The organism is Eubacterium sp. An3, assembly GCF_002159465.1.
GTDB classification, from domain to species: Bacteria; Bacillota; Clostridia; order Lachnospirales; family Lachnospiraceae; genus Anaerobutyricum; species Anaerobutyricum stercoris.
Map to the genome: position 1 here is coordinate 19,502 of NZ_NFIR01000031.1, position 13,463 is coordinate 32,964.

Consider the following 13,463-nt stretch of genomic DNA (forward strand, 5'->3'; position numbering starts at 1 on the left):
ACTATACATTTTTTATGAAAGAGAAAAGCTGTGAATGTTGTCCGAATATTACTTTTGCAAGGTGATATTCGGATATTTTTATTTTTGAAATGGAAAGCAAATTGGAAAAACAAATAAAAACATGCCACACTTTTTGTCACAGATTGTGCAGGATTTTGCAAAAAGGTATAATTATAGTAAAATATCTGTCTGCAAAGCCGCATGCAAAACGACAAAAACAGACAGCGCAGCCTGCTTCTGCGTGATTATGTAACCACATCTCCTCATCGGTGTCCGGCAGATAGAATCTGTTAATTGCCTTCTGTCCGGAACCGGCGGGGAGATGTTTTATTTTTGTCAACTCGAGAATTTATGCATTTATAACGAAAGGGGAAGAAGAGAATGAAAAAATGGATGATGATGTTTTTATTGATGCTGGCAGTGCCGGTGCTGATACTGGTAGCCGGGATGAAAGTGGAGGCGGAGACGTCAGGAGATTGGGAGTATGAGGTAGTAAATGAATATGATACAACATATTCTGAGGATACAGTAAAAATAACGGGATATTATGGTTCGAATGATGTGCTGGATATTCCTGATAGTTTGGATGGATATATAGTAAGTAGCATTGACATCGAATCGTGGGAGTTTCCAGACCGTGATAATGTGATTAAAGTGGTGATTCCAGCCAGTATAACAGGGGAAATTACTGCAGGTACTTTTGGAAGGGCGGTACAAACTATAGAAGTGGATTTGGATAATCCGGTATATTGTTCGGAGGATGGGATATTATATGACAAAAGAAAAGAAATACTGGTATGTTGTCCTGCGGGTAATAAGATAGAAAATATGGAAATACCATCTACAGTAAAAACAATATCGCAGTACGCATTTTATTACTGTAGCAATATAAAAACAATCGAGATTCCGGAAAGCGTGAAGACCATCGGTGCTTATTATGAGTACACTTATGTTGATGAAGAGGGTTATTATTTAGTATTTGATGGTACCAACGATTATGAATGGCGGGTTTTTGAGGAATTGAATAATTTATCTACCATTAATGTGAAAACAGGCAATACGGTATGGTCTTCTATAGATGGTATTTTATATAATAAGGATGTGACAAATGTTATTTTCTGTCCGGAAGCCAAAAATGGGGAAATTAGTATCCCGAATACAGTGACAGAAATTGGCTCGTATGCTTTTTCAGGATGTAGTAATCTGATGAGTATTGAAATTCCTAGTACGGTGGCAGAAATTGGCTCGTCAGCCTTTTCGGGGTGTAGCAATCTGGAGAGTGTTACGATACCTGATGGGGTTACAAAGATTGACGGAGCTGTTTTTTCAAGATGTACTAATTTGGTTTCAGTTGAATTGCCGGAAACAATAACTGAGATTTCAATGGAGGCATTTGCACACTGTAGTAAACTAAATAACATTAATTTACCAAAAAGTTTGGAAAGAATTTTAGAAGGAGCATTTAAAGACTGCGTTAGTTTAAAAAGTATTACGATTCCAGCCAATGTTCGACAAATAGAAGGAACCAGATCAGTGGGCGGCAGTCCTTTCTCTGGATGCGTTAATCTGGAAACAATAAATGTGGATAATTCTAATACTGTCTACTTATCAAAAGACGGCATTGTTTATGATGAAATGGGAACGGTATTATATTTGTGTCCGGAAGGAAAGTCAGGAACAGTCAATGTCCCAGATGGGGTTACTCAGATACCAGGATTCTATGAGTGCGGTAAGTTGACGGAAATTATCCTTCCGACCAGCATTACGCAAATAGACGAGTATGCATTTTATAATTGTAAAAGTCTGAACACAATTACGATTCCAAGCAGTGTCAAAAGCATTGGTGTGTTATCCTTCTGCGGTTGTACCAGTTTGCTGGAAGTATCAGTACCGGACAGTGTTAAAGAAATTGGTATCAATGCGTTTGGATATTGGGATGAAGAAATTACATGGGGAGTTGTTGACAGACATAAAATGGAGGACTTTACACTTAGTGGATTCGCAGGTTCTGCGGCAGAACAATATGCAAAGGAAAATGATATTCCATTTACAATCATTACTGAACTTCCAGAAGAAGGGGACAAGCCATCCACAGAGCCAGAAGAAACACCAGGAACGGGGGATAATCCAATACAGTCAGCTTTGCCAACGGAAGACTTCCCATCTGCAAATAAAGGAGCCTCATCAGTGGGAACGCCTTCCGTCGTAATTAAAACTGCAAGAATGAGTCTCTCCGGTTTCTCCAACAAGATCGCCGCAGGCAAAAAGGTTCAGCTGACCGTTTCATTTACTCCGTCAAACGTTTCTAACAAAAATGTTATCTGGACTTCCAGTAATCCGAAGATTGCCACGGTTAATCAAAACGGCGTTGTCGCTTTTAAGAAGAAATCTGCCGGTAAATCTGTCATTATCACCGCAACAGCGACCGACGGCAGCGGGGCTAAAGCAGTTTTCAAATTGAAATCCATGAAAGGTGTGGTAAAGAAAGTCTCTATCTCAGGTGCCAAGAAAAGAATGGTAAAAGCTGGAAAAGCATTAAAACTGAAAGCGAAGGTCGCAGCAACAAAAGGCGCCAACAAGAAGCTTCAGTGGACAAGCAGCAATACAGAATACGCCATAGTATCCGCTTCCGGTAAGGTAAAGACGAAAAAAGCCGGAAAAGGCAAGACTGTGAAGATTACAGCCATGGCGACCGATGGAAGCGGAAAGAAGCAGGTGGTTAAGATAAAGATTAAATAAAGTACCAACCGCCATAGCCTGACAGGCTCCCGGACCGCGGCGGCTAGATTTCCGCGCTCCGGGAGCCTTCTGTATATAGAAAATGTACAGCCAAAAGCGAAAAACAGGGGTTTTTTTATATCGCATATACCACGTCGGCGATACCCTGACTCTTGCATAATGCAAAATTTTGGTGTACAATTAATTCTAATTTTAGACTAAGAGAAGTGTGGTGAGAGAGTATGGATGCCCAGAAACAAAGAGTAAGCAGAATGCAGAAAGAAATCAGTCAGCCTAAAGATTTTACGGATCCGGGAGTGCTCCACGACCGGTTGATAAAGGCAATTCGTCAGTATCACCCGTCTACAGACCTTTCTATGGTAGAGAAAGCCTATCATTTGGCGTACAAGGCCCATGAAGGGCAGAAGAGAAAGTCGGGAGAGCCTTATATCATACATCCCTTGTGTGTGGGGATTATTCTGGCGGAGCTGGAACTTGACAAGGAGACCATTGTCGCCGGGATACTGCACGATGTGGTGGAGGACACGGATTACACCCTGGAGGATATCACCCGGGAGTTCAACGAGGAAGTGGCTCTTCTTGTGGATGGCGTGACGAAGCTTGGTCAGCTGTCCTATTCCCATGACAAGATGGATATCCAGGCGGAGAATTTGAGAAAGATGTTCCTGGCTATGGCCAAGGACATCCGGGTAATTCTGATCAAGCTGGCGGACCGGCTCCACAATATGCGGACGCTCCAGTATATGAAGCCGGAGAAGCAGAAGGAGAAGGCCCGGGAGACCATGGACATTTACGCGCCGATCGCCCATCGGCTGGGTATTTCCAAGATCAAGACGGAACTGGATGATCTGTCCCTGAAATATCTGGAGCCGGAGATCTATGCGGAGCTGGAAGAAAAGCTGAATTCCAATAAGGAGGAGCGTAAGACGTTCATTGAGTCCATCATTGAAGAGGTAAAGAACCATATCGGGGAAGCCGGCATCCGGGCAGAGGTGGACGGAAGAGTGAAGCATCTGTTCAGTATTTATAAAAAGATGCGTAACCAGCATAAGACCCTCGACCAGATATACGACATTTTTGCGGTCCGTATCAAGGTCGAGACTGTCAGAGACTGCTATGCGGCCCTGGGCGTCATTCATGAAATGTATAAACCGATTCCTGGACGGTTTAAAGATTATATCGCCATGCCGAAGGAGAACATGTATCAGTCACTTCACACCACACTTATTGGTTCTTCAGGTACTCCTTTTGAGATTCAGATTCGGACATTTGAAATGCACCGTACAGCCGAGTACGGTATCGCGGCCCACTGGAAATACAAAGAGGGCGGCGGCAATATTAATAAAGAAGAAGAAAAGTTAAGCTGGCTCAGACAGATTCTTGAGTGGCAGCAGGACATGTCAGATAACAAAGAGTTTCTGGCAATGTTAAAGACGGACCTTGATTTGTTTGCAGAGCAGGTATATTGTTTTACTCCGAGGGGAGACGTTAAGACTCTGCCGGCAGGTTCCGTACCGATTGATTTTGCCTACATGATACACACAGCAGTGGGTAATAAGATGGTGGGCGCCAGAGTCAACGGGCGGCAGGTGCCGATTGATTACAAAATTCAGAATGGTGACCGGGTGGAGATCATCACATCACAGAATTCCAACGGTCCGAGCCGCGACTGGCTCTCCATAGTGAAGAGCTCGCAGGCAAAGACAAAGATCAACCAGTGGTTCAAATCACAATTCAAAGAAGAGAATATTTTAAAAGGCCGTGAGCTGATCGATAAATACAGCAAGGCCAGAGGAATCGTGCTGAGCGATTATATGAAGCCGGAATTCCAGAAGAAATGTATGCAGAAATACGGTTTAAAGACCTGGGATTCGGTGCTTGCAGCAGTGGGACACGGCGGCCTGAAGGAAGGCCAGGTTGTCAACAAGCTGGTGGAAGAGTACGAGAAAGTACACAAGAAACAGATGACCGATCAGGAAGCTCTCATGGAGATTTCTGAGAAAAACAAGTCGGAGAAGAGGCCGGCGCAGACACGCAAGAAGTCCGGCATTACGGTAAAGGGCATCCATGACCTTTCCGTGCGCTTCTCAAAGTGCTGCAGTCCTGTGCCGGGCGATGAGATCATCGGTTTTGTCACCCGGGGAAGAGGCATTTCCATACACCGAACCGACTGTGTCAACATTTTATGTATGCCGGAGAGTGACCGTGCCAGACTGATCGACGCCGAGTGGGAGGTAGACGCCGTGGAAAAAAGCGGTGAGCTTTACCTGACAGAGATTTGTCTGTATGCCCACAACCGCACGGGCATCCTTTTGGACATTTCCAAAATATTTATGGAACTGAAGGTTGATCTGAAGACGGTCAACATCAAGACGAGCAAACAGGAGCTGGCGACCATCTCTCTCTCCTTTGAGATCAGCGGAATTGAGGAACTCAATCATATCATCAAGAAGCTTCGCAATGTGGAGAGTGTCATTGACATCGAGAGAAGCGCCGGATAATGCGCGTCGCAGCGGGCGGGCCAGTCTTTTGTCCTGCCGCGCAAATATAGAAGGAGTGCTGGTCAGACAATAGAAAATAACGGAGGAAATACCAGTGGGAGAATTAAAGATAGCTTGTGCCCAGCTTGGGCCGATTGATACTAATACGTATATTTTGATGGATGATGAGATTAAAGAAGCGATAATCATCGATCCGGCGGGAAGCCCGGAAGAGTTGATTAGCTTTTTGGAGGAAAATGGGTACACGCTGGATGCGGTGCTGCTGACTCATGGTCATCACGATCATATCGGCGGTCTGGAAGGATTAAGAGAACATTATGACCCGTGGAAACTGCGGGTGTACGCAGCAAAACCAGAGCAGGAAGTGCTTATGGTTAAGGATTATAATCTGAGTCCGATGTTTGGCGGACCGGGATATACAACTCATGCCAACATGATGATCAATGACAAACAGATATTTGAAGTGACTTCCAAGCATCAGTGCCAGTGCCTTTTTACTCCTGGACATACCCTCGGAAGCTGCTGCTATTATTTTGCGGAAGAAGGCTGGCTGTTTTCCGGCGATACTTTGTTCGCCGGCAGTGTGGGCCGGACGGATTTTCCTACGGGAGATGCGCAGACATTGCTGAAGTCGCTTAATGAGATTGTCATGGCATTGCCTGATCCGGTTGTTGTATTTCCGGGCCACGGTCCTTCCACAACGATCGGAGAGGAGCGGGCAACCAATCCGTTTGTGGAGAGGTAAAATGTGCAGTACGCGCGGGCAAATGTACCGTGCGTTTTACATTGAGCAGGGGAAAAGAGAAAAGTATGATATATTTGTACCAGAATGATAATGAGTATGATTATGATGTCAGGGCAATCTCGCTGGCTTTTTTTGAGAGGGAAAAGATTGTTTCTGTAACAGAATCAGAGTTCATCCGTCTGTCTTCCGAAGGGCAAGGAGAGGAAAATGTACGTTTTCTCTCCCTGATTTATGAAGACAAAAAAATAACGGGACGTCTTTTCGAGCAAAAAGGAAGTAAGGCGGAGCGGGACGTTTTCTGCGATTACCGTGATCACGAACAGTGCAGAAATGAAGTCTGCCGTTTCCTGTACCGGCTGTTTTCTGATTTCACAGGGAGAACGCTTCCCTGGGGAATGCTGACAGGAATTCGTCCGACAAAGATCGTTATGAAATGGATGGAAGAGCTGGAGGCAGCAGAGGACGGAGAGGCAGAGCAGAAACGGCACACCGGGCAGGCAGTGAAAACAGCGGACGGAGACCGAGCAGGGAAAATGTCTGAGACTGTCAGAGTTTCTCTGGAAAAAAGATTCTCAGATACTTATCTGACGGACGGGCAGAAGGCACGGTTATGTGTGCAGGTAGCTGAGCGGGAGAAGGCATTTCTGGATACGCATCCTTATGAAGAGGAATACAGTTTGTATATTGGTATTCCGTTCTGCCCTACCACCTGCCTTTATTGTTCGTTTGCTTCCTTTCCGGTGTCAAAGTTCGGAGACCGTATGGAAGGATATATGAAGGCTTTGGGCAAAGAACTGGCGTACGTATCGCAGGCATGCGCCCATAAAAAGCTCACGTCCGTCTATGTGGGAGGAGGGACGCCGACAGCCCTCACCGAGGACTGCCTGAAGCTTTTGATGGAACAGATCCACCGTTTCTTTCCGGTGGAAGAGGCAAGGGAGTTTACCGTGGAAGCGGGACGTCCGGATAGCGTGACTGCCGGGAAGCTCCGGACGCTCTACGACGCCGGGGTGGGAAGAATCAGCATCAATCCTCAGACCATGCATGATGAGACGCTTCGCCTGATTGGAAGGAATCACACGGTGGAACAGGTAAAAGAAGCTTACTGTCTGGCAAGAGAGATTGGATTTGATAATATTAATATGGATATGATCACCGGGCTGCCGGGGGAAGACATTTCCCATGTGAAGGAGACGCTGGAAACGATTTTCCGGATGAAGCCGGAGAGTCTGACGGTACATTCCCTGGCTATCAAGCGGGCGGCTCATCTCAATATAGAGATGGAGCGGTATCAAAGTCTCGTGAAGGGCAGCACGAATGAAATGCTCCGGGCAGTGGATGAATACTGCGGCAGAATGGGAATGGTTCCTTACTACATGTACCGGCAGAAAAATATCCCGGGAAATCTGGAAAACATCGGATACAGTCTTCCGGGAAAAGAATGTTTATATAACATATTGATTATGGAAGAAAAACAGGATATTATATCATGCGGGGCAGGTGCCTCCACAAAGTATGTGTTTCCGGAGGATAACCGGATTGAACGCACGGAAAATGTAAAGAATATTGAGCATTATGTGAATCGTATTGACGAGATGATTGAAAGAAAGAGAAAATATCTGGGATAATACAGAAGATATACAAAAAGAGGAAAAGAGAATGGCATACGCTTATGGAGTCCATGACCTGGAAACACCGATCCAGGACTCGCTGGGAGAAGCGATTCTCCATGGGATCGTGGTCAGTAATCTGGCCTATTTTGTAGGAAAAGAAATGGACTTGCCGGAAGAAAAATGTCACAATCTTGCAGTGGCAGGTATGGTTCACGACATAGGGAAGCTTCGGCTTCGTTCCTACGTTTATGAAGAAAAAGGAGCACAACTGAATATTGATGAGCTTCGATATGTAAGACTTCATCCTACCCTTGGATATGCAATTCTGAAGGAGCACGGGTATGAAGAAGAAGTTTTGACGGCGGTTCTCTATCATCATGAGAACGTCGATGGAAGCGGGTATCCTAATAATCTGAAAAATGAAGATATTCCGCTTGGAGCACGTATTTTGAGAGTCTGCGACGCCTTTGGAGCGTTGATCGCGAACCGGGCGTACCGCAGCGCATTTGATATTGAAACTGCATTATCAATTATGATCGAAGAGATTAAAAATTTTGATATGCGTGTATTTTTAGCTTTTCAGAAAGTATCCCAGTCCAGCGATATGAAGGAAATGCTTGCCAGTCTGGGAATACAGTAATATACACTATAGGAATACAGGAGGAAATAATAATTATGGCTGAGTCAATGAAAGGCCTGAAACGAACCCACCGTTGTACTGAGGTGACAGCCGCAGATATCGGTACTCAGGTTACGCTGATGGGATGGGTGCAGAAAAGAAGAAATCTTGGAAGTCTGATTTTTGTGGATTTAAGAGACAGAAGCGGACTGATGCAGTTATATTTTGAAGAGGAAACCATCGGAACCGAAGGGTTTGAAAAGGCAGGAAGCCTCCGTTCGGAGTTTGTCATTGCTGTTAAAGGAACAGTGGAGAGAAGAAGTGGAGCCGTCAACGAATCTCTGAAAACCGGAGAGCTGGAGATTAAGGTGACAGAACTGCGCATTTTGTCCGAATCACAGACTCCGCCGTTTCCGATTGACGCCGATATTACAGTGAAGGATGACCTGCGCCTCAAATACCGGTATTTGGATCTGCGCAGACCTAACATTCAAAGAAATTTAATGATGCGCAGTAAAATTGCTATGCTCACCAGACAGTTTTTGGCTGAGGAAGGATTTCTTGAGATCGAGACTCCGATGCTTACAAAGAGTACGCCGGAGGGTGCGAGAGATTATCTGGTTCCAAGCCGGATTCATCCGGGTTGCTTCTATGCTCTTCCGCAGTCGCCACAGCTTTTCAAACAGCTTCTTATGGTATCGGGCTATGACCGCTATTTCCAACTGGCAAAATGTTTCCGTGACGAGGATCTTCGTGCGGACCGTCAGCCGGAGTTTACTCAGATCGATATGGAGTTATCCTTCGTGGATGTGGATGATGTTATTGATGTAAACGAGCGTCTTCTGGCATTTTTATTCAAGAAATGTCTCGGCGTGGATGTATCTCTGCCAATTCAGAGAATGACCTGGCAGGAAGCCATGGACCGTTTTGGCTCTGACAAACCGGATCTTCGTTTTGGTATGGAGATCATGGATGTGTCCGAGATGGTAAAAGACTGTGGTTTCGGCGTATTTTCCGGCGCGGTGGCAGACGGCGGTGTGGTTCGTGCTGTCTGCGCGGAAGGTCTTGGTGACGTGTCCAGCAAAAAAATGAAAAATATTGAGAAGACGGCAAAGGATTACGGCGCAAAAGGACTGGCCTACATTCAGTTGAAATCAGACGGAACCATGAAGTGTCCGTTTGCTAAGTTCCTTTCTGAGGAAGAATTGCAGAAGCTCATCGAAGCTGTCGGAGCAAAACAGGGAGACCTGGTTGTCTTTGCGGCAGATAAGTTCAAAGTGGTCTGCGACGTACTTGGCGCGCTTCGTCTGAAGTTTGCTGATGAGCTTGGTCTTCTGGATAAATTCGACTACAGATTTGTGTGGATCACCGAGTTCCCTCTGCTGGAATGGTCTGAGGAGCAGGGCAGATACACAGCTATGCACCATCCGTTTACTATGCCGATGGAAGAGGATCTGGAGTTCATTGACACAGATCCGGGAAGAGTGCGTGCCAAAGCTTACGATATCGTTCTGAACGGAACGGAACTTGGCGGCGGCAGTGTCAGAATTCATCAGGACGACATTCAGGAGAAAATGTTTGAATGTCTGGGATTCACCAAAGAGCAGGCGCACGAGAGATTTGGATTCCTTCTGGAAGCTTTCAAATACGGTGTGCCGCCACACGCAGGACTTGCCTACGGACTGGATCGTCTTGTGATGCTTATGACCGGAGAGGATTCGATTCGTGATGTGATCCCTTTCCCGAAGGTGAAAGATGCTTCCTGTCTCATGACCAACGCTCCGGACGTGGTGGATGACAAGCAGCTGGAAGAACTGCACATCGCTGTTACCGAAGAAGAAAAAGAACAGACAGCAGAATAAAAGAGCGCTGAAAAGAAATATATAGAAGGAGCGGTTTTTTTCCGAAATGATATGCTCACTGTCGGAAGGAGACCGCTTTTTCTTTTTGCTGAACTGGCTGACGATACATTTTGTAAGTTGTTTATAGCAGGAAGATTATATAATGATCAAAAATGCACAAATATATTTACAAATGTAAAAATAAATATCCAATTAAAAGAAAAAACACTAAATATTTAAGTAAAAATTGAAAGAAAGTAAAAATAATTCCTTGTTTTTGTTGACAAGCACAAAGCTATCCGATATAATTTAAGAAAAATAAGAGATTCTCTTAGGAAATGGTACATGTTTATCAAAAGTATGGTATACTGATTGCAGCAATATTTCCGACGGGACAGATGGGGATTTTGAAAAAGAGATCTTCTGTTCCGCCGCACAAAGAAAGGTGGATTAACATGAATGAGCTTCAGCTGAAAAAGACGGCCAACGAGATCCGTAAGGGGATTATAACAGCGGTCTATAATGCAAAGGCAGGGCATCCGGGCGGTTCCCTCTCTGCCGCAGAGATGTTCACATATCTTTATTTTGAGGAGCTGAATGTGGACCCGGCCAATCCGGATGATCCGGACAGAGACCGTTTTGTCCTTTCCAAAGGACATACTGCGCCGGGATTATATGCTGCTCTGGCGTACAGAGGATTTTTCCCGGTGGAAGATTTGAAGACACTTCGTCATCTGGGTTCTTATCTGCAGGGACATCCGTGCATGCAGCATATTCCTGGTGTTGACATGTCCTCGGGTTCTCTTGGCCAGGGAATTTCTGCGGCAGTGGGCATGGCGCTTTCTGCCAAGATTCGCGGCAAAGACTATCGTACGTATACTCTGCTTGGTGACGGAGAGATTCAGGAAGGCCAGGTATGGGAAGCAGCGATGTTTGCAGGAGCTAAAAAACTTGATAATCTGGTCGTTATTGTAGATAACAACGGTCTTCAGATTGATGGAAAAATTGAAGATGTCAACTCTCCGTATCCGATTGACGAGAAGTTCAAAGCATTTAATTTCCATGTGATTAATATTGATGGTCATGATTTTGGACAGATTGCTGAAGCATTTGAAGAGGCGCGCGGTACAAAAGGATGTCCGACAGCAATTATCATGAAAACCATCAAGGGCAAAGGAGTTTCCTATATGGAGAATCAGGCCGGCTGGCATGGCAAGGCTCCGAATGAAGAAGAATATAAGATTGCGATGGAAGATTTGGAAAAGGCAGGTGCAGCATTATGTTAGAGGGAAAGAAGATTGCAACCCGTGAAAGTTATGGTAATGCGCTGGTGGAACTGGGCAAGGTCAATGACCGGGTCGTGGTACTGGACGCCGATTTAGCAGGAGCTACAAAGACCGGAACATTTAAAAAAGCATTTCCTGAGCGATTTTTTGACTGCGGTATTGCAGAAGGCAATATGGCAGGTATTGCGGCAGGTCTGGCTGCCACAGGCATGATACCTTTTATGAGCAGTTTTGCTATGTTTGCGGCAGGACGTGCCTACGAACAGATTCGCAACTCCATCGGATATCCGCATCTTAATGTTAAGATTGGCGCTACCCACGCGGGAATCTCTGTGGGTGAAGATGGAGCAACTCATCAGTGTAACGAAGATATCGCGCTTATGAGAACGATTCCTGGCATGGTTGTGATTTCCCCGTCTGATGATGTTGAGGCAAGAGCGGCAGTCGCAGCGGCAGCAGAGTATGAAGGACCTGTTTATCTGCGGTTTGGCCGTCTGGCAGCGCCGGTCATCAATGATAATCCGGATTACAAGTTTGAGATGGGCAAAGGCATTGTTTTAAAAGAAGGCAAGGACGTGACTCTCGTAGCCACCGGTCTTATGGTGGGCTACACCCTGGAAGCGGCTGAGATGCTGGAAAAAGACGGCATCAGCGCTAAGGTAATCAACATTCATACTATCAAGCCTCTTGATGAAGAGCTCATTGTATCCGCAGCGAAAGAAACCGGCAAGATTGTAACGATTGAGGAACATTCTATCATCGGCGGTTTGGGCGGAGCGGTCTGCGAAGCACTGTCCGAGAAATATCCGGTTCCGGTAAAACGAATCGGTGTTCACGATGAATATGGTCAGTCAGGACCGGCAGTGGAACTACTGCATCATTATAAACTGGATGCGGAAGGTATCTACGGCCAGATCAAAGAGTTCCTTAAATAAATAATAATTTTTCCTGCAAGTTAGGTCTGTGGAATCAGGAAGGAGGAAGAAGCCGCCGGCGTAGCTGTGCTCCGGCAGCGGCTTCAGAAGATAAATATGAAAATAGGGATTGGCAATGATCATGCAGCTTTGGAAATGAAGCTGCAGATTAAAGAATTTCTGGAAGAAATGGGACATGAAGTGGTGGATTATGGAACCCACACCTTTGAGAGCTGCGATTACCCTGTGTACGGAGCGAAAGTGGCAAAAGCGGTAGCATCCGGGGAAGTGGAACAGGGTATTCTTATCTGTGGAACAGGTGTCGGCATCTCCCTGGCTGCCAACAAGGTGAAAGGAATCCGCTGCGTTGTGTGCAGCGAACCATATACAGCCAAACTGTCCAAACAGCATAATAACTCTAATATCCTCGCTTTCGGCGCCCGTGTTATCGGTATCGAGATGGCCAAGATGATCGTCACAGAATGGCTGAATGCAGAATTTCTGGGCGGCAGACACCAGGAACGTGTGGATATGATCATGGCTCTGGAAGAAGAATAACAATAGAACACCGGAAAAAACTGGTATGTTATTTTATATCACTATATCACGCATGTAAATTGTGTATACAGAATGAAAAGCTGTCACTGCGAATACGGCATCGGAGCTGATGCCGGTATTTGCGGGACGGCTTTTTTATAATCCGCAAACAAAGAGATTATGTGTCGCTTGGGCAAGTTGGATTTAAGGAAAATGACTAAGTTTTTTGCATTAAATAAATAATTGGAATTATTTGAACTTTTTGCTTGACAGATAATATGTGTCGTGATAGTATATACAAGCTGCATCGCTGAGGCACTTTGTTTGAAAGAAAAATCAAACAAAAAGAAAAAAATCCTTGACAGGATTTAAGTGTTGTGGTAAAATACAAAAGTTGCTTGAGAAAAAGAAAAGCTTTCGAATGAATCACATGAATGTTTCTTTTGAAAATAAAAAGAAAAAAGTTCTTGACAAACAAAAGGAACTGTGATAAAATATAAAAGCTTTTGCGGTTCAAAAGCAAATGAGGCCGACAAAGTTCGGCAGAGCAAGTTGATAACTGAATAACAAAACAACCTCGAACGTTCAATTCAATTGAGTATTCGGATCCTGAAGCGAGTGATGTCGGCGAGAGGGGTCCATGGAAGAGAACGAAGTTCGAACCTAAA

The 13,463-nt window shown here is 45.2% G+C and carries 9 protein-coding genes; all 9 read left to right on the top strand.

Translation table 11 applies throughout. The features are described 5' to 3' along the window. Nucleotides 1-447 precede the first annotated feature (447 nt). Nucleotides 448-2,739, top strand: coding sequence for a leucine-rich repeat protein (locus B5F87_RS17250; protein ID WP_158097087.1), 2,292 nt, complete (start codon nt 448-450; stop codon nt 2,737-2,739). A 251-nt stretch (nt 2,740-2,990) separates the two neighbouring features. Then, nucleotides 2,991-5,240 carry a bifunctional (p)ppGpp synthetase/guanosine-3',5'-bis(diphosphate) 3'-pyrophosphohydrolase gene (locus B5F87_RS17255; protein ID WP_343215780.1) on the top strand — a complete coding sequence of 750 codons (2,250 nt, stop codon included), beginning with the start codon at nt 2,991-2,993 and terminating at the stop codon, nt 5,238-5,240. Nucleotides 5,241-5,334: 94 nt separating this feature from the next. After that, nucleotides 5,335-5,985, top strand: a complete 651-nt coding sequence (locus B5F87_RS17260) for an MBL fold metallo-hydrolase (RefSeq protein WP_087283277.1) — start codon at nt 5,335-5,337, stop codon at nt 5,983-5,985. A 65-nt stretch (nt 5,986-6,050) separates the two neighbouring features. Continuing rightward, nucleotides 6,051-7,613, top strand: a complete 1,563-nt coding sequence (hemZ, locus tag B5F87_RS17265) for a coproporphyrinogen dehydrogenase HemZ (protein ID WP_087283279.1) — start codon at nt 6,051-6,053, stop codon at nt 7,611-7,613. Nucleotides 7,614-7,644: 31 nt separating this feature from the next. Continuing rightward, nucleotides 7,645-8,238: an HD domain-containing phosphohydrolase gene (locus tag B5F87_RS17270; RefSeq protein ID WP_087283286.1), complete on the top strand. Its 594-nt coding sequence runs from the start codon at nt 7,645-7,647 to the stop codon at nt 8,236-8,238. A 35-nt stretch (nt 8,239-8,273) separates the two neighbouring features. Beyond that, nucleotides 8,274-10,079, top strand: coding sequence for an aspartate--tRNA ligase (gene aspS, locus B5F87_RS17275; protein WP_087283280.1), 1,806 nt, complete (start codon nt 8,274-8,276; stop codon nt 10,077-10,079). A gap of 434 nt (nt 10,080-10,513) precedes the next feature. Beyond that, nucleotides 10,514-11,344, top strand: a complete 831-nt coding sequence (locus tag B5F87_RS17280; RefSeq protein WP_087283288.1) for a transketolase — start codon at nt 10,514-10,516, stop codon at nt 11,342-11,344. Continuing rightward, nucleotides 11,338-12,279, top strand: coding sequence for a transketolase family protein (locus B5F87_RS17285; protein WP_087283282.1), 942 nt, complete (start codon nt 11,338-11,340; stop codon nt 12,277-12,279). Before B5F87_RS17280 ends, B5F87_RS17285 begins: the two co-directional genes overlap by 7 nt. A 96-nt stretch (nt 12,280-12,375) precedes the next feature. Continuing rightward, a complete protein-coding gene (gene rpiB, locus B5F87_RS17290; protein ID WP_087283290.1) occupies nt 12,376-12,816 on the top strand; it encodes a ribose 5-phosphate isomerase B in 441 nt (146 codons plus the stop codon). The last annotated feature ends 647 nt before the right edge of the window (nt 12,817-13,463 follow it).